We start from the raw sequence: 25,047 nt of genomic DNA on the forward strand, positions 1-25,047 counted from the left end.
GGACGGTGGTCATCGGCGGCGGCCCTTGCGGGTGGCGCGGGTGGTGAGCTCCTCGTAGGCGGGCACGTCACCGGCGCGGACGCGGTCCCACGCGCGTCGGAACAGTTCGGGCACCGGCAGCAGTGGCACCGCGCGGGTGCGGCCGGGGACCGGGTAGAGGCCCTTCTTCCAGATCTCCACCGGCAGGGCGGGGGATTTCAGGTCCAGCCAGCCGCACGGCAGGAAGAGCGTGCGTCCGGCGCGGGCCCGCTTGGCCTCGACGACCAGGCCGGTGGCGGCCAGTTCGGCGCGGGCCTTCTTCATGCGGGCGGGCTTCCAGCCCGTCCAGCGCGCGCAGTTGCGGTCCGTCGGGTCGGGCAGGGCCAGCAGTTGCAGGTAGAGGGCCGCCGCGTCGGCGCCCAGGCCGTGGGTCGCGGCGGCCTCGGCGAGGAGTCCGGGTGCGCTGACGGACGGGTCCTGGGCGTACCCCGTGAGCCCCTCGGGATCCGTTCCGGCCGCGAGGGCGCGGGCGAGTTCGTCGTCGAGGATCGTCCGCAGCGCCCTCATGCCCTCGCCCCGTCCGGGCCCGACGAGCCCCTCGACCAGCCCGAACACGGGGTCGTCCGCCTCGGTGAGGGCGCCGGTGCGGACCAGGACGGCCTCCTGGTCGCCGTACCAGGGGCGCAGCACCAGTGCCTCGCCGAGGCGGGTCAGTCCGTCCGCGTCCGCGCCGCCGGCGGCGGGCAGTCCGTACGCCTTGCGCAGCTCGGCGGCGGTCGAGGAGCCCTTCTCCGTCCACTCCAGGTCGAGGTCGAGCAGCAGCCCGGGGTCCGCGACGCGGCGGCGCAGCGCGGCCAGCCCGTCCGGCAGGACGGCGCGCAGGGGGTGCCCGTAGGGCAGGGAGTAGGCGAGGCCCGCCAGGGCGGACACGGCGCCCGTCAGGTCGTACCGCCCGGGCAGCGCACGCGGGTCCGCGGGTACGAGATTGCCGTCCTTGTCGGGCCGCTGCACCGTGGTGCGGCTGAGCCAGGGGGTGCGGCGGGGGTTGAGCACCTCCTCGACGCTCCGGGTGGACAGCCCCGCGAGGGAGAGGTCCCCCGCGAGGTCCTCGGGCAGGCGCACGACCCCGTCGAGGCGCTGTGTCCACACCCGGCCGGCCGCTGCCGTGTCCGGTCCCGCGGTCCACAGGTCCCCGGGGGTCTCCGGCAGCAGCGCGCCGATCAGCGCCAGCCGGTCGCCGGGCTCCAGCGAGGCCAGCAACGCGTCCCCGAGCTGCTTCTGACGTGGCTTCAGGGACGTCGCGGCGATCACCTCGTCGGTGAGCTGTGCCGGCTTCCCCGCGAGCAGCAGGGCCGCCTGTACGGGCCCCAGGCCGTCGTGTGTGGCGGCGGCCAGGGCGGCGGCCGCCTCCGCCTGCCAGGTCGCCGCGCCCTTGTCCCGGATCAGCGCGGTCACCGCCGCCAGCGCGTCGGCCGGGAACACCGGCGGGTGCGCGGTCTCCCGCTCCAGGGTGAAGTGGGCGACGGCGCCGAACACGCCAGCCGGATCGTGGTCCAGGGCCAGCCAGTTCACGCGCTTGGCGTGATGGTCGACGCTCTGGCGTCCGAGGACGACGACGGTGCGGCCCTCCCGGCGCAGCACCTGTCCGACGCGCTCCGGGCCGCCCTGCGGTTCGCTGAGCACGCTCTCGCGCAGCGCACCCCCGGGCTTCGCCAAGGGGCCCTCCGTGATCGCGTCGAAGAGCAGCAGCAGGGCCCTGCGGTGGGCGTCCGTGAGAGTCGGTGAGGCGGCACGGTAGGCGAGCGGGCGCAGCACGTCCAGGAAGGACGGCCACAGCACACCGATGCCCGGGACGGTGAAGTCGTCGCTGTGCCACCCGTCGGCGGGCCCGGCGAGCCGGGCGGCGTCGGGCAGGGGTGTGCCGTCGGCGGGCCGGCCCGACAGGACGTGGTTGACGGCGCGGATCTGCCGCAGGGCGCTCCAGCGCTGTCCGCCGCCCCACCAGCCGTGCTGTTCGGCGAGACCGGCGGTCGCCTCGCGCAGCGTCTGGTCGTCGCCGTCCTCGGGGCTGTAGTCGGCGAACATGCCCTCCACGCGCTTGCGTTCGGTCCTGGGCCGCTCGGCGGGAGGTGTCACGAACGTGGCGACGGACGCCGCCAGGCGCAGTACCGCGTGCACGAGGGCGGCGACTCCGGTGAGCAGATGCGGCTCGGTGAGCGCGGGGAGGGTGCGGGTGACGGCCTCGCGCAGGAACTCCTCGGCGCCGGGCACGGCGGACGTGCCGTTCGTGCTGCCCGAAGGGGTGGGCGCGTCGGCGTCCGCCTTCGCCCGGGCGGCCTCGGCAGCCGCCTGCGCCTGCCGTTCGGCCAGGGCACGCTCACCGGCGCGCAACAGGTCACCGGCCTGTTCGTCGCTCAGCGCCCGCAGCAGCGCCGAGGCACTCTCGTCGCGCGGCCGCAGCGCGTGCCAGAAGTCCACCGGAGGGACGAGCCGCGTGCCGGCGGCGAACTCGCCGCCCTGTTCCAGGGGGGTCACCCGGCCCAGCTCCCGGGCGTCGTCACCGCCGGTGTACAGGGTGACCTGGCGGTACCGGGCGACGGCGACGGGTGCGACGCCGCCGGGCAGCCGCAGCGCTCCGAGGGGAACGCCCGGAATCCGGCCGTCCGGCGTGGGCAGGGTGACGGTCCGGCCGTCCGGCGTGCCCACGGTGGTGCGCGCCCGGTCCCCCTCGCCCTCGGTGCGCACCCACCGGCCGAGGACCGTACCGTCCGTGCCGAACGGGCTGCTCTCCAGGCCGGGTTGCAAGGGCAGCACCATGCAGTGCTGCTGGAGCAGGGGGGCGCCGTCGGTGATGCCGGTCCGCAGGAACGCGGGCAGTGAGGCGCGTCCGTGCGTGCCGGTGGCCGGGTCGTACTCGAGCCACACCTGACGCGGCCCCTGCCGGCCCTGGCGCCAGTACGAGGTGCCGTCACCCAGGATGCGGCGGGCGGGGGGCAGGACCGTGTCGCCTGCGTGCAGAGCGCGGCCGCCGGTGGCGCGGCCGCCACCCGGCAGGGGTATGGACGTCTCACCGGCGTCGCGGCCGTACCAGTGCGGGAGCTTCTCGCCGCCGAGCGGGAACACCTCGGACGGGCGGGCCGACCAGTAGCCGTACTGCTTGCCGTCCTGGCGCCACATCACCAGCAGTTCGCCGTCCGCGTAGCGGAACGACGGCCGCTGCCAGGTGTCGAGCTGCACCGGCAGCCGCAGGTCGTGCTCCAGCAGGATGTCCTCGGGCCCCACGACGATCGCCTTGTGCCTTCGGGAGAGGATCAGCGCCGGCCACGCCTCCTCGACGGCGAGGGTGTCGTCGCGGTCGCGCCGGGTCTCCGCGTCCAGGCGCCGCAGCGCTTCGTCCAGGGCGGGCCAGCCCAGTTCGTCGAGGATGCCCGCGCGCAGGGTGCGGCGCAGCAGCGGCACGATGTCGAGGGCGGCGACGCGCGCGACGGCCTGCGGGCTGACGCGCGGGGCGACCTCGCGGAACGGACGCAGCCGTTCGAGCGCGGCGCGCGCGGCGGGCAGGCCGGCCGCGGCGGTCAGTTCCCCGGCCGCGTCGTCCAGCCACTCGCGCAGCACGTCGGTGAGCACCGGATGCCCGGCCAGTGCCTCCAGCGTCCCCGGGCCGGGCCGTCGGCTCTTCACGTCCCCCACGGCGCGGTACAGCAGGCGCCTCAGTCGCGGGTCGGCGGCGACGGCCGTCAGGTCGCGGCGTCCGGGCCGGGTCTCCTTCAGCCACTGGTGGACGAAGAGGAAGGCGTCCTGACCGGCCTCGGGCAGCTTGAGCGGTACGTCCTCGGCCCTGCACAGGTCCAGCAGGTCGAGGTCGGCGCCGGCGTGCCACCTGCCCGAGAAGAGATCGACGGGACGGCCGTCCGCGCGCAGGCGCGGAGCCATCCGCTCGACGAGCGCCAGGGTGGCGGGTGAGCGGCCGCTGACGGAGCCGCCGTGCTTGCGGTGCAGTGCCCAGCGGGTGAGCCAGTCCGCCGCGTCGACCGCGGCCCCGGCCCCATCGGTGAGCAGCAGGTCGGCGCCGGTTTCCGCGAGCAGCGCCAGCCAGAACTCGTCGTCGTCCGTGGAGCGGCCGAGACCGGCCGGCATGATCTCCAGTAGCCGGCCCCGTACGGCGGGCTGCCGCTCGGCGAGGACGACGAGCGTCGCCCGGTAGGCGTTCCAGAAGGACGCCGGGGCCCGTACCGCCGCCGGCGACGCCAGCAGGTCCGCGACCAGGGCGCACTCCTCGGTGACCCGGTCGAGACCGGCCGCCTTGATCAGGGAGCGCGCGTCCTGGGGCAGGGACGCGTAGGGCGGCATGCCGGCGGCGCAGCGCTCCACGGTCAGCTGCCGGAACTGCTCCCATGCCTCGGCCGGGGCGAGCCGCGCCGCGAGGGCCTTCACGTGTTCCTTGAGCGCCTTGACGGTCAGCGCCCCGGCGAAGGCGAACTCCAAGAAGACGGCCCGCTGCCGCTCCTCGTCCACGGTCAGCGCGTGCACCCGCTCCGCGTCGCGGGCCTTGCCGAAGAAGGCCGCCGCATAGGTGGTGTTCTCGTGCTGCAGGAAGACGCGGGCGGCCTGCTCGTAGAAGGTGGGCAGGAAGTGCGGGACGGCCCGGCCGAGGCGCTCACCGAGCGCCTCGAAGCCCTCCTTGGCGGCGCCGGGGCGGGACTTGGCCTGCCGGGCGAGCCGCTCGACGTCCCTGACCAGCGCCAGCGCGTGGTGCCCGTTCGCCGGGTCGTTGACCAGTGCCCACGCGGGGAAGCCGAGGGTCTCCCGGCGCACCTGCCCGACCTCACGGGTCTCCGGCTCCCGGACCAGTCCCAGGAAGTCCAGGGCGAGGTCCTCGGCCTCGCCGAGCGTGCCCGGCACCAGCCGTACCACCTTCCGCCCGTCCAGCGCGGTGTGCGTGTACGTGCGGACGGTGAGGACGTCGGCGTCCTCCCGGCCCGTGGCGCCCGGGGGCAGCACGGCTCCGGCGTCGAGCAGCGCGGCCGAGGTGGTCTCGTCGAACGTGATCCCGTCGTACTCGTACGTCGTCATGCCGCACGCTCCTCGTCCTCGATGTCGCGCCCGGCGTACAGCGCGGCCGCCATGCGCATGCCCTCCGACCAGGCCACGGGGCCGACCTGACCGAGCTTCAGCGCCCGGCCCGCGGGGTCGGTGAACACCAGCGGGCCGGTCTCCGTCTCCGCGTAGCCGTCGTAGTCGCCGACCCACACCCGGGCCTCGACGGCGCGGCCGTCCTCCAGTACGGAGCACACGGCGTGACCTCCGCGGACGCGGTATCCGAGTTGGGTCGCGCGGCCGTGCAGGAACCTCAGCTCCTTGAAGGCACCGCCCGCGTAGTCCTCGACGGAGCCCGCCTCGGCGTCGACGCCCGCGGGCCGGCGCCACACTTCACGGAAGAGCTGCTGGGCGCGCTGCTCGATGCCTATCTCCACGGCGAACTCGCGCAGCTCCTCGAGTTCGTCGAGGAGCACCGGGTGCGGCAGGCGGACCAGACCCGGCGTGAGCCGGACGGTGTCGCCGTCGAGGTCCACCAGGCCGAGGCCGCGCTCGGGGTCGGCGTCCCGCAGGAACCCGGCGACCGCACCGTCCGTCCCCGTGACCACCACGTCGCGCAGGGCGGCCTGCCAGGCCGGGTCCGGCCACACCCGCGCCAGGACCGCGAACGGCACCGGGAGCGAGCGCACCATCCACCGCTCCACGTCGGCGAGGCACTGCCGTTCGTGCCGTTCCAGCCACTCGACGAGCTGGCGCAGCCCCACCACCGCCGGGTCGTCCGCGATCTTGGACGGCACGGATTTCAGCCGTCGCCCGGCCGCGTTGCGGCACACCACCTTGCCGTCGTCGAGGGCGACTTCGTAGCCGCCGGCCGACACCCACCCCATGCGGGCCTCCCCATCCACAATGATCAAGTGACCGGAACTGTAGAGCAGGGTTCTGACAACGGGTTCCGGCCCGGTGGACGCAGGTGGCGGGACGTCGTCACTCCGCGGACGGGGCGGGGCCATCAGGGTGGTCACCTGCCGTGTCGGGCGGCCGTCGCGTGGCGTGCTGGCCATGCTGGGTCGGAGCAGGCCCCCTTCCGAGCGACAAGGAGCACGGGATGTCCACGGACCCGGTCGGACGATTCCTGACGGCTTTGGACCCGGACCACCGCGAGGCCGTGGGCGCCAGGCCGCGCGAGGAACAGGAGCGGCTCGCGGCCGCCTGGGAGCGGGAGCTGGAAACGGACACCGAGCTCGACTCGCTCGACGAGCTGTCCCCGCAGGCGGCCGAGGCCGAGGCGGCCCGCCGAGTCCTCGGCCGCGAAGCGGGTTAGGCCTGTCGTTCGGATCAGCCCGGCCGTGAGGTGCTGCGCTTCTCCGCCGCCCCGGCCCCGCGACACCCGGGTGATCCGGCCGGGAGGGCCTGACCCAGATGCCGGGCCACCGCCTCCTCGATCCCCGCCGCGTCCGCGCCCTCCGCCGCCCACGCCACATATCCGTCGGGCCGTACCAGGACGGCCGTCCGGCGGTCGCCCGCCCAGCGCTCCACGGTCAGCCAGCCCTCACGGACACCGGGGCCCTCGTACGTCCCGGGCGTGATCAGCACGAACCGGCCGCCTCGCAGCGCCTCGTAGAGCCGTCCGTGCTTCAGGGCGACGTCGGGGACGCGGGTGCCGGTGAGGCGGTGGGCGCCGCGGGGGGCGGGGTAGGCGTAGCCGATGCCGGTGATCTGTCCCAGGGCCTTGCGCTGGACGGGCGGGGCCATGTCGACGAACGCGGAGACGAGGGCGCGGGCGGCACGCAGCAGCGGATTGCGCGCGCGGGCCAGCCGGACCAGTCCGCCACTACTGCGCAACACCGCCCTGCCGACCGGGTGGCGCTCGGCCTCGTAGCTGTCGAGGAGTCCTTCGGGCGCCCGGTCGTGGACGGCCGCGGCCAGCTTCCAGCTCAGGTTGGCGGCGTCCTGGAGGCCGGTGTTCATGCCCTGCCCGCCGGCCGGGGAGTGGATGTGCGCGGCGTCCCCGGCGAGGAAGACCCGCCCGACCCGGTAGTGGGGTGCCTGGCGCTCGTCACTGTGGAAACGGGAGAGCCAGCGGGCCTCGTGCATGCCGTAGTCGGTGCCCAGGGCACGACGGGTGATCTCCTTGACCTCCTCGAGGTCGAGCGGGGCGTCGTCGGAGACCTCGTTGCGGCGGTTCCAGCCCATGACCCGGTACCAGCCGTCGCCGAAGGAGGCGATCATCGCGAAGGCGTCGTCGCGACCGTTGACGGTGAGGACGCCCCCGGGCTTCTCGGCCAGCCGGACGTCGGCCAGGATCAGCGACTTGATGACGGAGACACCGGGGAAGTCCAGGCCGATCGCCTCCCGCACGGCGCTCCGGTGACCGTCGGCACCGACGACGTAGGCCGCCCGCCGGGTGACGACCGCCCCGTCGACTCCGCGCATGTCCAGGTCGACCCCGTCGTCGTCCTGCCGCAGCCCCACGACCTCGTTGTCGTACGCGAACTCGACGCCGGCGTCGCGGGCACGCCGTTCCAGGAGCCGCTCCACCTCGTACTGCGGGGTGATGAGCAGGAACGGGAAGCGCGAGGGCAGCGTGCTCAGATCGAGGGAGAGGCGGCGGAAGAGCCGCAGGCCGGTGATGGTCTCGCCGGTGGTGAGGAGTTCGTCGGCGAGGCCGCGGGCGTCGAGCTGCTCCAGGGTGCGGGCGTGCACCCCGAAGGCGCGGGAGAGGTTGCTGATCCTGCGCGGCCGCTTCTCGACGAGCATCACGGTGACGCCGGCTGCGGCGAGGTCACCGGCGAGGAGGAGGCCGGTGGGGCCGGAGCCGACGACGATCACGGTGCGGTGGGCGGCGGTGCCGTTCATGGGGCCTCCTGGTGCCGACGCTTGCTTGCCATCGCCTTTGCCAACAAATGTTGGCCAACGCTCGTTGACGACGGTAGCGAGGTGGGGAGAAGGATGTCAACAAGTGTTGGCAAACGATTGTTGGTGAACACTTGTTGACCCACGCCCGTTGGCTTACGCTCGTCGACGTGAACGGCAGCCACAGCACCTCCACGGTTCCCGGCTCCGGCGCCCCCCGCCGCTCCGACGCTACGCGCGGCGCGATCCTCGCGGCGGCCCGCGAGCGCTTCGCGACCGACGGCTACGAGCGAGCCACCATCCGCGCCATCGCCAAGGACGCGAACATCGATCCGTCGATGGTCATGCGGTACTACCGCAACAAGGAGGGCCTCTTCGCGGCGGCCGTCGCCATCGACCTGCGGCTGCCGGACGTGAGCGGGGCGGACCGCCGGCAGGACGCGGGACGGATCCTCGTCGAGCACTTCCTCGACATGTGGGAGGACAACGAGGTCCTCACCGCCCTGCTGCGGGTCGGCGTGACCAACCAGGCCGGGGCGGAGCGCATGCAGGGCATCCTGCGGGACCAGCTACTGCCGGTCGCCCGGCAGGTGTGCCCCGACCCCGAGCAGGTCCCGGCACGGGCGGCACTCATGGCGTCGCAGCTGCTGGGGCTGGCGCTCACGCGGTACGTGCTGCGGATGCCGCCCGCGGTGGGGCTGGCGCGGGCGGAGATCTCGGCATGGCTGGCACCGACGATCCAGCGGTACCTGACCGCGCCGAGCCCCTGAGAGGCGCCGAGCACTCCTGTCCGCCGCGGTTGCGGACGCAGTCGCATCCGCCGGGGCCGGGACGCGGAGAACGCGGTCTGGTCGCTTCGACCGGCGGCCGGGTCCCGGTCGAGCGCCGAACGCGCTCCGGTCAACGGCACGATGCACGCGCCCCTCGCGGGCGTCCACCTGCCAGTCGGCTGGGCCGGCGTCGTGATCGCCCACGACCTTCGCCGGCCGCCGGGGAACGGAGCAGCTCCGGGACCGGACGCCGGGAGTCCGTCACGCGGTGCACGGAGCATGACTGCGGGGCGGCCGGGCTGCCCGTCCGCGTCCTCCGGCCCGGCGGTCGGTTCACGCTTCGTCCGGACAGGCGTCGGGCGGCGACCGGCGGTGGCGGAGGCACGAGGTGACGACCACGAAGGGCCAGAAGGACTGAAGGGCCGTCACCAGGCGTTCCGCCACGCCGGCCACGCCCTGGCGGTGCAACTCGAGCATGAACCAGGCCGCACCGACGGCCATCACGGTGGTCGCCGCCGAAGCGGGCACGGGCCGCAGGGCCCACGGAGCGCCATCGCTGCCGTCGGCGGCCAGAAGCGGCCACAGGGCCAGGAACGCGAATCCCACCGCGGCCACCGAACCGTGACGCAGGGAGCCTCCGCTGCCCGGTGCCGGAATCAGCGCCACCAGCACAGCCGCCACTCCCCCGCCGGCCAGCGCCACGCGCCCGGCCGCCGCCGCGGCCCGCAACCCCCAGGCGGTGAGCAGGTGACACACGCCCAGCGCGAGAAACGCCCCGTTCATCACCCATGATCCCGAGGCCCCGTAGGCCGCCAGGACGCTGATCGTCTGAGTGACGGGGTCGTAGCCGGGCCCTTCCAGTGACGCCGCGATCATCCATCCCGCGATCAGCAGTACGGGCGCACACCCGGACGAGAACAGGACCCATCGGGGAACGAGCAACATCGAAGAACCATAGAACGCCCTGTTCACCGGTAGATCGGTTGAACACACATGAGCCATGACATATCCGGAAATCAGCCCTATGGGACGCGAACCAGCGGTCCTCCGTGATGTCACGGCAGTGGTGAGCAAGTCGCCGACGCCCAGCAGCGGCAGGAACGCCGCTCCCACCGTCACGAGCCCGTACACGATGTGCCCGCGGCCCGGACAGGTTCCGCTTCACCGAGGCGTTCCGCCTCAGTCGACCCGACAGCGCGGCCAGGGCCGAGACGGCGAACTTCACCGGTTCCCCCCGGCGATGCCGCCATACGGACGGCTCTGCGGTCGCTGCCGCCGCCGGAGCATGCCGGGGCGGCGGGCCGCTGACGGAGTGACCGCGGCAGGAAGGCCCGGGTGCCCCTGTGCGGATGCGGGGTGCCCCGGCACACGGCGACCGTGTACCGGGGCGACCGGCGGACAGGCGTCCTGCGACGACTCAGCCGGTGGCCTTGGGCCAGGCCGACTCGCGCAGCAGCCGCAGGCCGTTGAGGCCGACGATGACGGTCGAGCCCTCGTGGCCGGCGACGCCCAGCGGCAGCGGCAGATGGCCGACGAGGTCCCAGACGACCAGGCCGGCGATGAAGACCCCGGCGATGACGAGGTTCTGCACGACGAGCTTGCGGGCCCGACGGGAAAGGGCGATCACCGCGGGCACGGTGGCCAGTTCGTCACGGACGATCACCGCGTCGGCGGTCTCCAGCGCCAGGTCGGAGCCCGCTCGCCCCATGGCGACGCCGGTGTGTGCGGCGGCCAGCGCGGGTGCGTCGTTGACGCCGTCGCCGACGACCATGACCCTGCGTCCGGCGGTCTCCAGTTCCCGGACGGCACGCACCTTGTCCTCGGGCAGCAGCCCGGCCCGCACGTCCTCGATGCCGGCCTCGGCGGCGAGACGGGCGGCGGCGCGCGGATTGTCGCCGGTCAGCAGCACAGGTGCGGTGCCGGCGAGGGAGGCGAGCGAGGTCACGGTCGCGGCCGCGTCCGGGCGCAGCCGGTCGGCGATGCCCAGGACACCGACCGGTGCACCGTCGAGGATGACGAGGACGGCGGTCCGGCCTCCCTCCTCCAGCTCACCGGCCAGCGCCGCCGCGCGGGCCGAGGCGGCGTCGTCGGCCCCACGCAGCAGCCGGGCCGGGGCGCCGACCTCGACCAGGCGCCCGTCGAGGGTGGCCTTCACTCCGACACCGGGCGTGGAGCCGAAGTCCACCACCGGTCTGATCTCGAGTCCCTGCTCACGCGCCGCGGTGACGATCGCCCTGGCCAGCGGGTGCTCGCTGGGGGCCTCCGCCGCGGCAGCGCGCAGGAGCAGCTCTTCGTCGTCCAGGCCCGTGCCCGGGAACGGCCCGACGTCCGTGACGCGCGGGGTGCCCTCGGTCAACGTGCCCGTCTTGTCCAGCGCGACCGCGTCGACCTGGCCCAGTCGTTCCATGACCACGGCCGACTTGACCAGCACTCCGTGGCGTCCGGCGTTGGCCATGGCCGACAGCAGGGGCGGCATGGTGGCCAGCACGACCGCGCACGGCGAGGCCACGATCATGAACGTCATGGCCCGCAGCAGGGAGTCGGTGAGGTTCGCGCCGAAGGCGAGCGGGACGAGGAAGACGGCGAGGGTCGCGGCCACCATGCCCAGCGAGTAGCGCTGTTCGACCTTCTCGATGAACAGCTGGGTCGGCGCCTTGGTCTCGGACGCCTCCTGCACCATCCGCACGATCCGGGCGATCACCGAGTCGGCCGCGTCCCGTTCGACCCGTACGCGCAGCGCGCCGGTGCCGTTGAGGGTGCCGGCGAAGACCTCGTCGCCCTTCCCCTTCGCCACCGGCAGGGGTTCACCCGTGATGGTGGCCTGGTCGACTTCGCTCGCCCCGTCGAGGACACGGCCATCGGCGCCGACGCGCTCGCCGGGCCGCACCAGGACGGTGTCGCCGACCGTCAGATCCTCGACAGGGACGGCTGTCTCACCGGCGCCGGCCTCGATACGGGTCGCGGTCGCCGGCGCCAGGTCGAGCAGGCCGCGCACCGAGTCGGCGGTGCGGGCGGTGGCCAGCGCCTCCAGGGCTCCCGAGGTCGCGAAGATGACGATCAGCAGGGCGCCGTCCATCACCTGCCCGATCGCTGCCGCACCCAGCGCGGCGACGACCATCAGGAGGTCGACGTCGAGCGTCTTCTCCTTCAGTGCCTGCAGACCCGCCCATCCGGGCTCCCAGCCACCGGTCGCGTACGACAGCGCGTACAGCGGGCCCCATGTCCACGCCGGCGTTCCGGCGAGCTGGAGCGGCAGCGCGAGCAGGAAGAGGATCGTGGCTGCGGCCGCCCAGCGCACCTCGGGCAGGGCGAGGATCCGCGTCCTGCGCCGGGAGACGCCTTCGGTGCACGCGGGCACGGGACGACGGGCCGTGGGCGGGGAGAGGGTGGAGGTCATCGGAGCAGGCAGTCCTTCACGACGGCATGACGAAGAAGCGGCAGCCCGCACACCCGGCAACCGCTCCACCCAACATACAGGAGCGCATGAAGACTCATTCATGCGTTCATGGGACGGTCTTCGTAGGATGGCACCCATGGGCCATGGAGCTGACGTCACGACCACCGCCACCGCACGCGAACGCCTGGAGGCGGTCGGTGCCGTCGATGTGGCCGCGACCTTTCAGGCCCTGGCCACCCCGTCCCGGCTGCGCATCCTGACCCGCCTCCAGGAGGGCCCCTGCGCCGCCACCGAACTCGCCGACGCCGTCGGCATGGAACAGTCGGCCTGTTCCCATCAACTGCGCCTGCTGCGCAACCTCGGCCTGGTCACCGGGGAACGCCGGGGCCGCTCGGTCATCTACGCCCTGTACGACAACCACGTCGCCGAACTGCTGGAGCAGGCCCTCCACCACGTCGAGCACCTGCGCCTCGGCCTGCGGGACGTTCCGGCCGCAGAGGCCGTGAACAGGACCGCCTGAGGAAGCCACACCCGTCACCACCGGGCCCGGTGGAAGAGGCGACACCGAATCTCGAGGCGGCGCGGAGCTCCTTGGTTCGAACCCCACGTCCCACAGGTCAGCGCGTCCTTCCTCGTGGCTTCAAGGGTGCGTTCGGCAGCTCCGGCGCGGGCAGTGGAGCCCCGTCGTATCCGTGCACCTCGCCGAAACGGGTTCCCTTCATCCAGTCCTCACGGGCCCGCACGATGTCGTCGTGCGACCGTCCGACGAAGTTCCACCACATGACGATCTCCTCCTCGAACGGCGGCCCGCCCAGCAGCACCACGCGCGCCGCCTCGGCCCCCCGGTTGGTGAGGGTGAGCGTGGTGCGGCCGGGGGCCGTGTATCCCAGTTCGGCCGGCCGTACGGAGGTGTCCCCGACGAGGACGTCGCCGCTGTCGACGAGAACGCCGTGCTCGAAGTCCGGGTCGAGGCCGAGGGTCGTCCGGGCGCCCGGGGCCAGGGTCAGTTCGGCACCCAGCAGGGGCGTGAAGGTGCGCACGGGGGACGTGTCACCGGCGAGTGAGCCGAGGAAGACGCGTGCCTCGCCGCCCTCCAGCGGGACCGGGTCGGGTACGTAGTGCCGAAAATCCCTTTCGGTGGCGCGGTGTTCCCCGGGCAGGGCCACCCACAACTGCACACCGTGCAGGATCGTGGTGCGGGGCGTCGAGACCTCCGAGTGGCTGATGCCGTGGCCGCCGGTCATGAGATTCAGCTCACCGGGCCGGACGTAGGCGTGGCTGCCCAGGCTGTCCCGATGCTCGATCTCTCCGCTGAACAGCCAGCTCACCGTCTGCAGACCGGTGTGCGGGTGGGGGGCGACATCCATGCCGCCGGTGCCGGTGACGTCGTCGGGTCCGTAGTGATCGGCGAAGCACCAGGCGCCGATGAGCGTCCGGGCCCGCTGGGGCAGGGTGCGCCGCACCCTCATCGCGCGCGGGCCGCCGAGCGGCACGTCGCGCGCGGTGAGGACCTCGACGTCCGCCGGGCGCGCCGCCTCGGCATCGCCGCCGCACCTCAGCTCCGCGGGCCGTGTCTCGGTGTTGCTCATTCCGGCTGCCCTCCGGCTCAAAAAGTTAGAATTTCAACATTCATGGTCGATGATAGGCCGCCGAACGGGAGAACGCTCGACAACAGCGGCCCACGTCCGGCCGGCTCGCCGGTCCGTCACGTGCCCACCGTCACCGGCCGCCGCAGGAGGTAGCCGGCCGCGGCCACCACCAGGGCCGCCATGCACGCGATGAACACCAGCCCCGCGCCTTCCAGGCCCATCGGCTCCGTCAGCAGGCCCACACCGATGACCGGCACCGAGATCCCCCCGTACGCCACCACGAACAGCGACGAGATCACCGCCGCGCGCCGGTCCGCCGGGGACGCCCCGCCCACGGCGGACAGCGCCCCGCGAAACGCCAGTCCCTGGCCGAACCCTCCGACGGCAGCGCTCAGCACCACCAGGGCCAGCAGGTCCCGGTACAGGGCGCCGGCGAGCGCCGCCAGCCCGGCGAGCAGGCCGGCGCACCCCAGCGGCAGCGAGCGCCGCACACCGATGGGGCCGACGGCCAGCTGCCCGCCGGTCGAGGCGAAGAACGCCAGCGCCACGACGGCTCCGCTCACCGCGTGGTCGGTCACGTCCAGGGACTGCGCGAGGAAGGCCGGGCTGACGGAGGTGAACAGTCCGAGCAGGGCGAAACCCACGAACGACGCGGTCGCCGCCGGCCCGAACACCGGCCGCACCCGCGGGGGCACCCCGGGCCGCTGCGGCCGTACGGTGCGCAGCGGCCGCCGCTCCTCCACCGCCTCCGGGAGCCACAGCACGACGGCGACCGAGCAGGCGACCAGGGCAAGGTGCACGGCGAACGGCAGGTACAGGGGCCGGGCGGCGTACTGCGCGAGCACTCCGGCGAGGAGTGGGCCGCAGCCGAGCCCTCCCATGTTGACGGCCGTGGCGACGAACGTGGCCCGGGAGGCGCCGCCGGGCGGTGCCGACTCCATGACGTACGCCGTGGCGGCTCCGGTGAACAGACCCGCCGAGAACCCCGACAGCAGCCGTCCGGCGTACAGCCAGCCCAGCCCGGTGGCGGACAGGAAACAGACTCCGCTCGCGGCCGCGCAGCCCAGGCCCCACAGCAGCACCGGGCGCCTGCCGACGGCGTCCGAGGCATTGCCCGCGAGGAGCAGCACACCGATGACCCCGACGGCGTACATGGCGTAGACGACGGTGACCGTCAGCTCGGAGAAGTGGAACTTCTCCTGGTACAACGGGTAGAGCGGGGTCGGCAACGTGGTGCCGGTCATGCAGACCGCGAACACCGCGCCGCCGAGCACGCTCACCCGCCACCCACGGAGATCACCGGCCATGCCCAGACGCTAACCGTTTCCCCTGCCGCGCTCCCCTCCGGCGCGCCACCGGCGCATCGGGCATCCCGCCCCGCGGGCTCGGCGAGTACGCCGGCGTGCTCGCCGAGCCCGCGACCTGGCGGTCCGCGACACCCGGTTCAGCATCCCCACGATCACCGAGGTCGCTCCCGACAAGCCCGGCATGGCGCGGCGCGCGGTGGAACTGCTGCTCGACCGCATCGACGCCGGCGGGGCGGGGGCCCGGCCGTCGACGAGACGGCGGGACACCGGCTGATCGTGCGGGGAGAGTTCGGGCGGTCGCCCGGCCTTGTCGGTGCCGCGGTTCCGGCCGGCGTCCCACGCGGCTCAGCCCCTGCCCTCCGAGAACGGTCCGTCCGGAGCCGCGAAGGCGTGGGCGGCGAAGCGCTCGCCCATGCGGCGGTGGGCCGCCGCGTCCGGGTGGAGGCGGTCGGGCAACGGCAGTTCGGCGTGATCCGCCTCGCCGTACAGGTCACGGCCGTCGAGGTAGTGCAGGTTCGGGTCGTCCGCCGCGCGCTGCGCCACCACGGACGTCAGCTCGTCACGGATGACGCCGAGCGTCAGCTTGCCGTGGGCCCGTTCCGCCGGATCGCCGGCCGCGGTGAACAGCAACCGCCCCTCACCGATGCGGCTGAAGTCGAAGGCGGTGGGGCCTGGTGTGTCCTCGTGAAGGGGACACAGGATCGGTGAGACGACCAGTAGCGGTGCGGTGGGGTGGCCCTCGCGGATGGTGTCCAGGAAGCCGTGGACGGCCGGGGCGAAGGCGCGCAGCCTCATCAGGTCGGTGTTGACCACGTTGATGCCGATCTTGACGCTGATCAGGTCGGCGGGCGTGTCGCGCATGGTGCGCGCGACGAACGGATCGAGCAGGGCGCTGCCTGCCAGTCCCAGGTTGACCAGTTCCACGCCTCCGCGTGCGGCGGCGAGCGCGGGCCAGGTGGCGGTGGGGCTCGCGGCGTCGGAACCGTGGCTGATGGAGCTGCCGTGGTGCAGCCAGGTCCGGCGGCCGGGGGCGGGTGCGGGCTCCACAGGGGCGTCGGTGCGCAGGGCGACGAGTTGGGTGGTCTCGTCGTGCGGCAGCCAGATCTCCACGGTCTTGTCACCCTCGGACAGGTCGGTGAAGCGGAGGGTGGCGGCGGGACCGGTGGTGTGTTCCACGGTGCCGGCGCTCATGTCGATGGTCACGGTGTTGCCGCCGGTCGCGGTGGCCCACCCGGCCGGGCGTCCGTCGACGAGCAGCTCGTACCGGCCGTCCGGGCGGGGCGGGACGCCCACGTAGACCCGCTTGGTGGGCAAGGTGTCCAGCTCGACGGCGGTCGCTCGGGTGCGGAAGACCAGGCGCACGCCGGAGGGCTGGGACTCGGCCATGGCGAGCTGCCCGTCGGTGTTCCGGGCGCGGGCCCAGGCAGGCAGGCGGTGCGGCAGGATCCCGTGCGGGGTGCTTTCCAGGTCGAGGGCGCCGCGCACGAGGTCGGCGGTGAGGGGGGTGGTGATCCAGGTGTGCGGGGTGGAGGGCATGGTTTCCGGTCCGTGTGTCGGGGTGAGGTGAAGGGCTGACCGGGACGCGGCAGGGTGAGGCGGCGTCGGAGATTCCGGGACCGCGCCGCGGTCGTGCGTCAGGGGGTGGTGGGCGGCCAGTTGCGCAGGAGGGCGTCCAGGGCGTCGAGGATGCGGGACCACGTCTCCTGGGTGTCGGGGGCACTGTGACTGAATCCGCCGCCCATCTCGAGACTGACGTAGCCGTGGAAGACACTGCCCAGCAACCGGACCGCGTGGGTCTGGTCCGGCTCCGTCAGGTCGTAGCCGCGCAGCAGGGCCCGGGTCATCTGCGCGTGCCGCACCCCCGCGCTGCCGGCGGCCGCCTCCGGACTGAGCCGGAACTGGGCCGCGGCGTAGCGGCCGGGATGCTCCCGGGCGTAGTCGCGGTACACGTTCGCCAGGGCGGTCAGGGCGTCCTTGCCCGCACGTCCGGCCAGGGCGTCGGCGGCCCGGTCGGCGAGTTCCTCGAGGGCGAGCAGCGCGATCCTCGTCCTGAGGTCCTCGGAGTTCCTCAGGTGGGAGTACAGGCTCGCCACCTTGACGTCGAACCGCCGGGCGAGCTCCGAGACGGTCACCCGGTCGAACCCGACCTCATCGGCCAGTTCCGCCCCCGCCCTGGTCAGGCGTTCGGGGGTCAGACCCGCGCGTACCATACCCATCCTCTCTGTTGGCTTTATCGATTATGCATTCACCTAAGACCTATAGGCAAATGCCATGCACCCGTTGATCCACCGGAGCACTGTCAGTGGTGGGCGGCAGGATGCGGGACATGACAACACCTGCAGCAGTGATCGTGGATGCCGCCGCCTACGCGCAGGCGGTCGAGGACGCCGTGCGTGCGGCGGCCGCCTACTACACGGGAGGCACCTCGCCGCTGGACGACGACGCGTACGACCGGCTGGTCCGGGGGATCGCCGACTGGGAGGCGGAGCATCCCGGCCGGATACTGCCCGACTCCCCCACCGGGAAGGTCGCCGGCGGGGCGGCGGTGGGCGACGTCCCGCACACGGTGCCGATGCTCAGCCTCGACAACGTGTTCTCCGCCGAGGAGTTCACCGCCTGGACCGCCTCACTGGCGCGCCGCACCGGCCGTGACGCGACACGCTTCAGTGTGGGCCCGAAGCTGGACGGGCTGGCGATCGCCGCCCGCTACAGCGGCGGCCGGCTCCGCCAGTTGATCACCCGTGGGGACGGGACGGCCGGGGAGGACGTCTCGCACGCCATCGGCACCATAGAGGGCCTGCCGGAGAAGCTGGACGAGCCGGTCACCGTGGAGATCCGCGGCGAAGTCCTCATGACCTCGGCCCAGTTCGAGCACGCCAACGAGATACGCACGGGACACGGCGGACAGCCGTTCGCCAACCCGCGCAACGCGGCCGCCGGCACCCTGCGGGCCAGGGAGCGCGTCTACACGGTGCCGATGACGTTCTTCGGCTACGGGCTCCTGCCGCTGCCCGGCACCGACGCCGCCCTGGCGGAACGGATGAACGGGATGGCGCACAGCGGCCTGATGGCCCTGGCCGCGGACCTGGGGGTGCACACCAGCGCCCGGACCGCGGTGCCGGACACCGTCGCCGAGACCCCCGACGAGGTCCTGGCCCGCGTGAAGGAGATCGCCGCGCTGCGCGCCGAACTGCCCTTCGGCATCGACGGGATCGTCGTCAAGGCCGACCACGCCGCCGACCGGGTGGCCGCCGGATCGGGCTCCCGCGCGCCCCGCTGGGCCATCGCCTACAAGCTGCCGGCGGTGGAGAAGATCACCCGGCTGCTGGACGTGGAGTGGAACGTCGGGCGCACCGGCGTCATCGCGCCGCGCGGCGTCCTCGAGCCGGTCGTCATCGACGGTTCCACCATCACCTACGCCACCCTGCACAACCCGGCCGACATCACCCGCCGCGACCTGCGTCTGGGCGACCACGTCATGGTGCACCGGGCGGGCGACGTCATCCCCCGGATCGAGGCCCCGGTCGCTCATCTGCGCACGGGCGAGGAGCGGCCGGTCGAGTTCCCGGCGCGGTGTCCGCGCTGTGGGTCGGACATCGACACCACCGAGGAACGCTGGCGATGCGCCCAGGGCCGCAACTGCCACCTGGTCGCGTCCCTCGCCTACGCCGCGGGACGCGACCAGCTCGACATCGAGGGCCTGGGCACCACCCGTGTCGTCCAGCTCGTGGAAAAGGGCCTGGTCGCCGATCTCGCCGACCTGTTCACCCTCCGGCGCGATCAGCTGCTGAGCCTGGAGCGGATGGGGGAAACGAGCACCGACAACCTCCTGGCCGCGATCGCCGGAGCCAAGCAGCAGCCGCTCTCCCGGGTGCTGTGTGCGCTGGGCGTCCGGGGCACCGGCCGGTCCATGTCGCGGCGCATCGCCCGGCACTTCGCCACCATGGACCACGTCCGCGCCGCGGACGCCGACGCCATGCAACGGGTCGACGGCATCGGCGCGGAGAAGGCCCCGTCGATCGTCGCGGAGCTGGCCGAACTGGCCCCGCTCATCGACAGACTGGCCGCCGTGGGCGTCAACATGACCGAACCCGGCGCCATTTGGCCGGCCGACGCCGCCTCCGAGGGTGACGACCCGACCGCCGTGCCGACGGCGGGCGGGCCGCTGGACGGGATGACGGTGGTGGTGACCGGCGCGATGACCGGAAGCCTGGAGAAGCTCTCCCGCAACGAGATGAACGAACTCGTCGAACGGGCCGGCGGACGCTCCTCCTCCAGCGTCTCCAAGCGGACCACCCTCGTGGTCGCGGGCGAGGGCGCCGGTTCCAAGCGCGCCAAGGCGGAACAGCTCGGTGTCCGCCTCGCCACCCCGGACGAGTTCGCCGCCATGGTCGCCGGACTCCTCGGCTGAGCCGGGCGCCGGCCGTCAGTGAGTGGCGCAGGCCTCGGCGACGGACAGGCTGTTCTCGTAGAGGTGGTGCCGGGTGATCCGCCCGTCCTCCACGGTGAGACGCAGGGCGAACGGGCCCTGGAAGGACCGTCCCGTCGCCCGGACCGTCCCCGACAGATGTCCCATCAGCACGGCGTCCTTCCCGTCGACGAGGAAGGTGTCGACCGAGGCCCGCGCGTCCTCGGGCACGGTGTGCTCCATCAGATCCGTCAACTGGGCCGCGCATTCGGCGGCGGTGGAGCGCGGGCGGATCCACGGAACGGCGGGATTCTCGGCGAGCAGCCAGTCGACCTCGTCGGCGAAGAGCGCGACGAGCCGTCCGATGTCCCCCTTCGCCCGGGCGGCGAGGAACTCACCCACGACGGCCCGGGTGGCCTCGGCGTCGGACGGCGCGGTGGTGGCGGCGGAACGGGTGGGCATGAGGCTCTCCTCGCGGCTGTGGCGAGCCCCGGCGCGGGGTCTCCCTGACGTGCCCGATCCTGCCGGAGGAGGCGGAGGCGGGTCGATTACCTCCGGCGTCATGCCCGGGCGGGGGCCGGAGGCGGCCGTCGCCTTCGTGGGACGGCCCTCCCGTCCGTCCGGCCCCTGCTCCGTGAGCGTCTATGCCGTGCCCGCGGCGGCCGTCGCCGCGAAGGCGCTCGCGTGCTCCGCCGCCCATTGGGTGAACGTGCGGGCCGGGCGGCCGGTGACCTTCTCGACGGTGTCGACGACCGTACGGCCGACCTCCGGCGTACTGCCGTACGCCTCGAGCAGGAAGCCGATCACGTCCTCCGGGTGTCCCGCCGCCCGCCATCGCGCCACGGCCTCCTCCTCGGTCAGCTCGACCAGGGAGACGGCCCGCCCCCGGGCGGCGGCGATCGCGGCCACCTTGTCGCCGACGGTCAGCAGTTCGGGCCCGGTGAGGACATACTCCTGGCCGCCGTGCCCCTCCTCGGTGAGCGCGACCGCGGCGACGGCGCCGATGTCACCCTCGTGCACCATGGCACTGAGCCGGGAGACGAACGGCTCGCGCACCTCGTCCGACGCGACGATGCCGTCGGCCCACTCCAGTGCGTTGGCCATGAACTCCACCGGCATGAGTACGGTCCAGTCCACGCCGTCGTCGGAGCGCACGGCGTCCTCCAGCGGGGACGGCCCGCCCCCGTGCAGCACGGTGACCCGCCGTACACCGGCCGTCCGGGCCGCCTCCATGACCCGCGGACCGGTCTCCAGCGGGGCGAAGTACGGCCCGCCGAAGGTGATCAGATGAAGTCCTGTGACGCCCTCCAGCGCCGGTACCAGGCTGTCGGGGGCGGTCAGGTCGCCCCGCACCACGTCGACCTCCCCCGGCAGGCCGGCCCCGGCCGGATCCCGGGTGAGGGCGCGGACCTCGTGGCCGCGGGCGAGCAGTTCGGCGACGACCTGACGGCCGACGGTTCCGGTGGCACCGGTGACGAGGATCTTCTTCCGGGTCTGTGTCATAAGAGCACCGTAGGAGGACTTGCGGTCGGCTTCTGTCCGCGAGTCACCGGCTCCCACGTCCGCCTGCCCGGACCCCCTGCGTCACGCAGGCATCGTGAGGGCCTTGGGCCACCCGGGCAAGCGCCCGGGCCCCGGCCGGGCAAGGAGCGACGCGCGGCCCGGTACCGCTCGCCGCGTGCGCCCGCGGAAAGGACAACGCCGGCCGTGATCATCTCTCCGCTGTGCCGCAGGCCGCGGGCGCGGGGTGACTGGCGGGGACACCGGCGGTTACCCGGGCCGGGAGGGGGGCCGAGGAAGGGAGCGAGCCGTGCGATTCCGAAGCCGTGAGGAGGCCGGGCAGGAGCTGGCCGTCAGGATGCTGGAGTGGGCGAGCAGCGGGGATCTCGCGAATGTGACCGTGCTGGCGCTACCGCGCGGCGGCGTCCCCGTCGCGGTGGAGATCGCCCGGGCGATGGCCGTCCCGCTGGATGTTCTCGTCGTCGGCAGGGTCGGGGTGCCCGGATCCCCCGAGGTGGGCATCGGGGCGGTCGCCGGGGACGACCCGCCGGTGTTCGACCGCACGGGACTGCACGCCCTGCGCCTGTCCGAGGACGAACTCGGCTCCGAGGTGGCCCGGGCACGCGTCGAGGTGCACCGGCGTGAGTACGTCTACCGCGGCGGCCGCCCCGCTCGGGACGTGCGCGGTCACAGTGTCGTGGTCGTGGACGACGGTCTGGTCACGGGGATCACGGCGCGTGCCGCCCTGCGGCACGTGCGGCGCGGTCGCCCGCTGCGCCTGACACTGGCGCTGCCGGTGTGCTCGCCGGGGACCGCCGCGGCGCTGAGGGACGAGGCCGATGACGTCGTCGCCCTGCACCAGCCGGAGCGGCTCGGCTCCGTGGGTGAGTGGTACGACGACTTCCCCGAGGTCTCCGACCAAGAGGTCCAGGACGCCCTGCGGGTGCCGCACCCGGCCGGCTAGCGGGCTCGCGCCGCCGTGTTGAACATGTCGGTCCTGGTCACCTAGCGTGCGGCGTATGACGCAGCGACGCGCGATCCTCAGCGGCTCGACGTTCGAGGAACGGATCGGTTACGCCCGCGCCGTGGTGCACGGCGACGAGGTGCACGTGTCCGGCACGACCGGGTTCGACTACACCACGATGACCATCTCCGAGGACGTGGTGGAGCAGGCCGAGCAGTGCCTGCGCAACATCGGGGCCGCGTTGGCCGAGGCGGGGTGCACCTTCGCCGATGTGGTGCGGGTGCGCTATCTGCTGCCCGACCGGGCCGACTTCGAGCCCTGCTGGCCGGTCCTGCGCCGCTTCTTCGGTGACGTCCGGCCGGCCGCCACCATGCTGGTGTGCGGTCTGGCCGATCCCCGTATGAAGATCGAGATCGAGGTGTACGCGCGGCGACCGGCCCGGTGACGGCCGCCGCGGCAGCCCCGGCGATCAGCTCCGGGCGGGCGTGAGCACCACGAAGTCCGCGTTGTGCGGGTCGAGGCAGACGGCCATCCGGCCGACGCCCTCCGCGTCCACCGGTCCCATCTGCACGCTGCCGCCGTTGGCGGTGACCGCGGCCACCGCCGCGTCGCAGTCGGTGACGTTGAAGACCGGGTGCCAGTAGGGGCGCCCGCCGGCCAGGGAGAGATCCTCCTTGCCGACCTCCACGAGGCCGCCGTGCATGCGCTCCTCGGGCAGCCCGGCCGGAGTGATCATGGTGTACGTGCCCTCGCCGCCGGGCATCTCCATGTCGCTGAACTGCCAGCCGAGGACGTTGCCGTAGAACTCCCTCGCGGCCGCCGCGTCGCTGGTGTAGAGCTCCGTCCAGGACAGCGAACCGGGCTGGTCCACCAGGTCGACGCCCTTGCTCTCCCCCGGCTGCCAGACGGCGAACTGGCCGCCCAGTGGATCGCTGTACTGCGCCATCCGGCCCCACTGGTCGAGGTCCGTCGGCGCCACCCGCACCGTGCCGCCGGCACGCTCCACCGCCTGGGTGACGGCGTCCGCGTCGGTGACGGTGTAGTAGATCATCCAGGCCGGACGCGCTCCCTCCTCGGTGAGCTTGCCGAGCCCGGCGACCATCTTTCCGTCCTTGCGGAACATCCCGCCTTCGACGTCCTCCCCGTCCCCCATGGGCTCGTAGTCCCAGTCGAGGACCGCGCCGTAGAAGGCCGCCGCGGCGGGAACGTCGGGGGCCCCGAGGTCGAGCATGCAGGGAGAGCCGGGGGCGAAGTCAGTGGTGATCACCGCGGTGTCCTTTCGCAGATTCCCTTTGGCCTCAGCGTGCCACCGGGCACTGACACTCGCCCTCCGGCTTCGCCGTCCGGGCGTTCCGGCGGCTACCTCCCATCCGCCGTCCCGCGGGTGGTGAAGGGCAGGACCAGCCGGGAGGGGTGGGCGGCGTCGCGGTAGATCCTGTGGGTGACGAGGCGGCCCACCGGCAGGTGGAAGGCGTCCGGCGGCAGCAACGCGTGGTGCGCGTCGGCGCGCGGCTCGTCGTCGGAGAGCTCCACGACCGGCTTGTGGCCCGGCAGGAACGTCGATCCGGTGCCGAAAGGGCGAACCGTCAACGGTTGCGGCCGACACGCCAGGAGGCTTCCGCCCGTCACCGGGCCCCTACGGGGCGGGAGGGAGCCGGTAGACGGAGACGTGCGAGCGTGAATCCTCGGTGAAGGGAGCACCGTTCCAGTCCTCGTGCCTGGACTCCAGTTGGAATCCTCCCAGTTGGGCCATGAGGTCGAGTTCGGCCGGCCAGATGTAGCGATGAGGGCTGCGGAACAACTGGGCCCGCTCACCGTCGTCGAAGCGGAAGTGGTGCGAGACGACGTGCTGACGCAGGACGTCGTACGTGTCCAGGCCGATGTAGCCGGGGGCGCACTCCCAGACCATGGCCTTCTGGCCCGGCGGGAGCCTGCGCAGCTCGGGGACCCAGAGTTCGACCACGAACCGCCCGCCGGGCACCAGGTGGCGGGCGGCATTGCGGAAGCACTCGACCTGCCTGGCCTGGGTGAGCAGGTTGGAGATCGTGTTGTATACGAGGTAGACGAGGCTGTACTCGCCGGGGGCGACCGCGGTCGCCATGTCCCCGATGACCACCGGGATCGTCGACTCGTCGGCCTTGGTGCGCAGTTGCTCCACCATCGGCGGGGACAGCTCGATGCCGGTGACGGGTACGGAGCGGCCGGCCAGCGGAACGGCCACCCGGCCCGTGCCGATGGCGAACTCGAGGGCCGCCCCCTCCCCCGCGAGCCGGGCCAGCCGGTCCACGGCCGGTCCCAGCACCTCGGGCGCGAACATACCGGTCCCGGGCGTGTCATAACGCCGGGCGACGTCCGCGCTCCAGATCTCCTCCTGCTCCATTGCGCCAACGCTTCCGGACCGGCACGGGTGTTGTCCAGCGGATTACATCAGGGCTTGCGGGCGAGCCCGCCGTGCTCGGCGATGGTCTCCGGCGCGGGCGAGGTGCCGTCGGGACGCCACAGCTGCACCGAGACGACGCCGGGGTCGACGAGTTCCAGCCCGTCGAAGAACGCCGTGATCTCCTCGACGGTCCGCAGGTTGTAGGGAACGGCGCCGCTCTCGTTGTAGCCGTCCTGGGCCTGCTCGAAGACGGGGTCGACGCCGCGCGAGCCGTCGTTGATGGAGAGGTAGCTGCCGGACGGCAGCGCGGCCATCAGCCGGGTGACGATGGAACGTGCCCGGTCGTAGTCCGCGATGTGGCCGAGGATGTTGCTGAGGATCAGGGCGGTGGGACGCCCGAAGTCCAGCGTCTGCCCGGCGGCCTCCAGGATGCGGTCGGGGTCCAGGACATTCGCGTCGACGTACGCCGTCGCCCCCTCCGGGGTGGAGTAGAGCAGCGCGCGGGCGTGGGCCAGGACCATCGGGTCGTTGTCGACGTAGACGATCCGGGATTCGGGGGCGATCCGCTGGGCGACCTGGTGGGTGTTGTCGGCCGTGGGCAGGCCGGTGCCGATGTCCAGGAACTGCCGGATGCCCTGCTCGGCGGCCAGGTAGGTGATGTTGCGCTGCAGGAAGGCCCGGCTGCTGCGGGCGATGGTGACGATGCCGGGGAAGACGGCGGTGTAGGCGTCACCAGCCTCTTCGTCGACGGGGTAGTTGTCCTTCCCTCCCAGCCAGTAGTTCCATATGCGGGCCGAGTGCGGCACCGAGGTGTCGATCTTCTGATGCGCTGATCCGGGCGCCGCGGCAGGGTCGGTCATGAG

The 25,047-nt window shown here is 73.0% G+C and carries 21 protein-coding genes; 6 read left to right on the forward strand and 15 right to left on the reverse strand.

The annotated features are described in order from the left end of the window. Nucleotides 1-9: 9 nt before the first annotated feature. A complete protein-coding gene (locus BU52_RS21010) occupies nucleotides 10-5,052 on the reverse strand; it encodes a hypothetical protein (protein ID WP_037936679.1) in 5,043 nt (1,680 codons plus the stop codon). Next, on the reverse strand, nucleotides 5,049-5,903 hold the full coding sequence (locus BU52_RS21015; protein WP_037936683.1) for a DUF4132 domain-containing protein: 855 nt from the start codon (nucleotides 5,901-5,903) through the stop codon (nucleotides 5,049-5,051). The genes BU52_RS21010 and BU52_RS21015 overlap by 4 nt, the downstream gene beginning before the upstream one ends. 218 nt (nucleotides 5,904-6,121) lie before the next feature. On the opposite strand from BU52_RS21015, the gene BU52_RS21020 reads away from it, so the two are divergent. After that, nucleotides 6,122-6,337 carry a hypothetical protein gene (locus tag BU52_RS21020; protein WP_037936686.1) on the forward strand — a complete coding sequence of 72 codons (216 nt, stop codon included), beginning with the start codon at nucleotides 6,122-6,124 and terminating at the stop codon, nucleotides 6,335-6,337. A gap of 14 nt (nucleotides 6,338-6,351) precedes the next feature. Here BU52_RS21020 and BU52_RS21025 read toward each other — a convergent pair whose 3' ends face one another. After that, the gene (locus tag BU52_RS21025; RefSeq protein WP_078903360.1) at nucleotides 6,352-7,872 is read right to left on the reverse strand and encodes an FAD-dependent monooxygenase; all 1,521 of its coding nucleotides are present in this window, start codon (nucleotides 7,870-7,872) and stop codon (nucleotides 6,352-6,354) included. A 167-nt stretch (nucleotides 7,873-8,039) separates the two neighbouring features. On the opposite strand from BU52_RS21025, the gene BU52_RS21030 reads away from it, so the two are divergent. Next, on the forward strand, nucleotides 8,040-8,639 hold the full coding sequence (locus BU52_RS21030) for a TetR/AcrR family transcriptional regulator (RefSeq protein WP_037936688.1): 600 nt from the start codon (nucleotides 8,040-8,042) through the stop codon (nucleotides 8,637-8,639). Between the two features lie 333 nt (nucleotides 8,640-8,972). Here BU52_RS21030 and BU52_RS21035 read toward each other — a convergent pair whose 3' ends face one another. Both BU52_RS21035 and BU52_RS21040 read right to left on the reverse strand, forming a co-directional pair. Beyond that, nucleotides 8,973-9,584 carry a DUF998 domain-containing protein gene (locus BU52_RS21035; RefSeq protein ID WP_037936690.1) on the reverse strand — a complete coding sequence of 204 codons (612 nt, stop codon included), beginning with the start codon at nucleotides 9,582-9,584 and terminating at the stop codon, nucleotides 8,973-8,975. Nucleotides 9,585-10,056: 472 nt separating this feature from the next. Further along, nucleotides 10,057-12,036, reverse strand: coding sequence for a heavy metal translocating P-type ATPase (locus BU52_RS21040; protein WP_037936692.1), 1,980 nt, complete (start codon nucleotides 12,034-12,036; stop codon nucleotides 10,057-10,059). Between the two features lie 136 nt (nucleotides 12,037-12,172). On the opposite strand from BU52_RS21040, the gene BU52_RS21045 reads away from it, so the two are divergent. Continuing rightward, the gene (locus BU52_RS21045; protein WP_037936694.1) at nucleotides 12,173-12,556 is read left to right on the forward strand and encodes an ArsR/SmtB family transcription factor; all 384 of its coding nucleotides are present in this window, start codon (nucleotides 12,173-12,175) and stop codon (nucleotides 12,554-12,556) included. A 97-nt stretch (nucleotides 12,557-12,653) separates the two neighbouring features. On the opposite strand, the gene BU52_RS21050 is transcribed toward BU52_RS21045, so the two are convergent. The 4 genes from BU52_RS21050 to BU52_RS21065 all read right to left on the reverse strand — a co-directional run bounded on the left by BU52_RS21050 (nucleotide 12,654) and on the right by BU52_RS21065 (nucleotide 17,142). After that, a complete protein-coding gene (locus BU52_RS21050) occupies nucleotides 12,654-13,625 on the reverse strand; it encodes a pirin family protein (RefSeq protein WP_037936696.1) in 972 nt (323 codons plus the stop codon). A 116-nt stretch (nucleotides 13,626-13,741) separates the two neighbouring features. Next, the gene (locus BU52_RS21055) at nucleotides 13,742-14,932 is read right to left on the reverse strand and encodes an MFS transporter (RefSeq protein WP_037936698.1); all 1,191 of its coding nucleotides are present in this window, start codon (nucleotides 14,930-14,932) and stop codon (nucleotides 13,742-13,744) included. Between the two features lie 345 nt (nucleotides 14,933-15,277). Next, complete coding sequence (locus BU52_RS21060) at nucleotides 15,278-16,468, reverse strand: GDSL-type esterase/lipase family protein (protein WP_037936700.1); 1,191 nt, start codon at nucleotides 16,466-16,468, stop codon at nucleotides 15,278-15,280. A gap of 98 nt (nucleotides 16,469-16,566) precedes the next feature. Then, nucleotides 16,567-17,142, reverse strand: coding sequence for a TetR/AcrR family transcriptional regulator (locus BU52_RS21065; protein WP_037936702.1), 576 nt, complete (start codon nucleotides 17,140-17,142; stop codon nucleotides 16,567-16,569). A 116-nt stretch (nucleotides 17,143-17,258) separates the two neighbouring features. Between BU52_RS21065 and ligA the strand changes: the two genes are divergently transcribed. Beyond that, on the forward strand, nucleotides 17,259-19,343 hold the full coding sequence (gene ligA, locus BU52_RS21070; RefSeq protein ID WP_037936703.1) for an NAD-dependent DNA ligase LigA: 2,085 nt from the start codon (nucleotides 17,259-17,261) through the stop codon (nucleotides 19,341-19,343). Nucleotides 19,344-19,358: 15 nt separating this feature from the next. On the opposite strand, the gene BU52_RS21075 is transcribed toward ligA, so the two are convergent. Both BU52_RS21075 and BU52_RS21080 read right to left on the reverse strand, forming a co-directional pair. Next, the gene (locus BU52_RS21075) at nucleotides 19,359-19,802 is read right to left on the reverse strand and encodes a nuclear transport factor 2 family protein (RefSeq protein ID WP_037936706.1); all 444 of its coding nucleotides are present in this window, start codon (nucleotides 19,800-19,802) and stop codon (nucleotides 19,359-19,361) included. A gap of 180 nt (nucleotides 19,803-19,982) precedes the next feature. After that, a complete protein-coding gene (locus tag BU52_RS21080; protein WP_037936708.1) occupies nucleotides 19,983-20,843 on the reverse strand; it encodes an SDR family oxidoreductase in 861 nt (286 codons plus the stop codon). 307 nt (nucleotides 20,844-21,150) lie between these two features. Here BU52_RS21080 and BU52_RS21085 point away from each other — a divergent pair, with 307 nt between their 5' ends. Together BU52_RS21085 and BU52_RS21090 are read left to right on the forward strand one after the other, a co-directional pair. Continuing rightward, complete coding sequence (locus BU52_RS21085) at nucleotides 21,151-21,804, forward strand: phosphoribosyltransferase (protein ID WP_037936712.1); 654 nt, start codon at nucleotides 21,151-21,153, stop codon at nucleotides 21,802-21,804. A gap of 55 nt (nucleotides 21,805-21,859) precedes the next feature. Further along, nucleotides 21,860-22,249, forward strand: a complete 390-nt coding sequence (locus BU52_RS21090; protein WP_037936713.1) for a RidA family protein — start codon at nucleotides 21,860-21,862, stop codon at nucleotides 22,247-22,249. Between the two features lie 24 nt (nucleotides 22,250-22,273). Here BU52_RS21090 and BU52_RS21095 read toward each other — a convergent pair whose 3' ends face one another. The 4 genes from BU52_RS21095 to BU52_RS21110 all read right to left on the reverse strand — a co-directional run bounded on the left by BU52_RS21095 (nucleotide 22,274) and on the right by BU52_RS21110 (nucleotide 25,044). Further along, on the reverse strand, nucleotides 22,274-23,071 hold the full coding sequence (locus BU52_RS21095) for a VOC family protein (protein ID WP_037936715.1): 798 nt from the start codon (nucleotides 23,069-23,071) through the stop codon (nucleotides 22,274-22,276). A 92-nt stretch (nucleotides 23,072-23,163) separates the two neighbouring features. Next, a complete protein-coding gene (locus BU52_RS21100) occupies nucleotides 23,164-23,394 on the reverse strand; it encodes a hypothetical protein (RefSeq protein ID WP_051858411.1) in 231 nt (76 codons plus the stop codon). A 46-nt stretch (nucleotides 23,395-23,440) separates the two neighbouring features. Continuing rightward, nucleotides 23,441-24,184 carry a class I SAM-dependent methyltransferase gene (locus tag BU52_RS21105; protein WP_037936717.1) on the reverse strand — a complete coding sequence of 248 codons (744 nt, stop codon included), beginning with the start codon at nucleotides 24,182-24,184 and terminating at the stop codon, nucleotides 23,441-23,443. Between the two features lie 47 nt (nucleotides 24,185-24,231). After that, nucleotides 24,232-25,044 carry an SAM-dependent methyltransferase gene (locus BU52_RS21110; RefSeq protein ID WP_037936719.1) on the reverse strand — a complete coding sequence of 271 codons (813 nt, stop codon included), beginning with the start codon at nucleotides 25,042-25,044 and terminating at the stop codon, nucleotides 24,232-24,234. Between the last annotated feature and the right edge of the window lie 3 nt (nucleotides 25,045-25,047).

It is taken from the genome of Streptomyces toyocaensis (assembly GCF_000725125.1).
In the GTDB taxonomy this organism is placed as follows: Bacteria; Actinomycetota; Actinomycetes; order Streptomycetales; family Streptomycetaceae; genus Streptomyces; species Streptomyces toyocaensis.

Bases quoted from the DNA above. Each gene is read 5' to 3' on its own strand.
- BU52_RS21025 (WP_078903360.1), bottom strand. From the start codon at position 7,872: ATGAACGGCACCGCCGCCCACCGCACCGTGATCGTCGTCGGCTCCGGC.
- BU52_RS21035 (WP_037936690.1), bottom strand. From the start codon at position 9,584: ATGTTGCTCGTTCCCCGATGGGTCCTGTTCTCGTCCGGGTGTGCGCCC.
- BU52_RS21020 (WP_037936686.1), top strand. From the start codon at position 6,122: ATGTCCACGGACCCGGTCGGACGATTCCTGACGGCTTTGGACCCGGAC.
- BU52_RS21045 (WP_037936694.1), top strand. From the start codon at position 12,173: ATGGGCCATGGAGCTGACGTCACGACCACCGCCACCGCACGCGAACGC.
- BU52_RS21060 (WP_037936700.1), bottom strand. From the start codon at position 16,468: ATGCCCTCCACCCCGCACACCTGGATCACCACCCCCCTCACCGCCGAC.
- BU52_RS21015 (WP_037936683.1), bottom strand. From the start codon at position 5,903: ATGGGGTGGGTGTCGGCCGGCGGCTACGAAGTCGCCCTCGACGACGGC.
- BU52_RS21055 (WP_037936698.1), bottom strand. From the start codon at position 14,932: ATGGCCGGTGATCTCCGTGGGTGGCGGGTGAGCGTGCTCGGCGGCGCG.
- BU52_RS21065 (WP_037936702.1), bottom strand. From the start codon at position 17,142: ATGGTACGCGCGGGTCTGACCCCCGAACGCCTGACCAGGGCGGGGGCG.
- ligA (WP_037936703.1), top strand. From the start codon at position 17,259: ATGACAACACCTGCAGCAGTGATCGTGGATGCCGCCGCCTACGCGCAG.
- BU52_RS21050 (WP_037936696.1), bottom strand. From the start codon at position 13,625: ATGAGCAACACCGAGACACGGCCCGCGGAGCTGAGGTGCGGCGGCGAT.
- BU52_RS21040 (WP_037936692.1), bottom strand. From the start codon at position 12,036: ATGACCTCCACCCTCTCCCCGCCCACGGCCCGTCGTCCCGTGCCCGCG.
- BU52_RS21105 (WP_037936717.1), bottom strand. From the start codon at position 24,184: ATGGAGCAGGAGGAGATCTGGAGCGCGGACGTCGCCCGGCGTTATGAC.
- BU52_RS21110 (WP_037936719.1), bottom strand. From the start codon at position 25,044: ATGACCGACCCTGCCGCGGCGCCCGGATCAGCGCATCAGAAGATCGAC.
- BU52_RS21090 (WP_037936713.1), top strand. From the start codon at position 21,860: ATGACGCAGCGACGCGCGATCCTCAGCGGCTCGACGTTCGAGGAACGG.
- BU52_RS21080 (WP_037936708.1), bottom strand. From the start codon at position 20,843: ATGACACAGACCCGGAAGAAGATCCTCGTCACCGGTGCCACCGGAACC.
- BU52_RS21010 (WP_037936679.1), bottom strand. From the start codon at position 5,052: ATGACGACGTACGAGTACGACGGGATCACGTTCGACGAGACCACCTCG.
- BU52_RS21075 (WP_037936706.1), bottom strand. From the start codon at position 19,802: ATGCCCACCCGTTCCGCCGCCACCACCGCGCCGTCCGACGCCGAGGCC.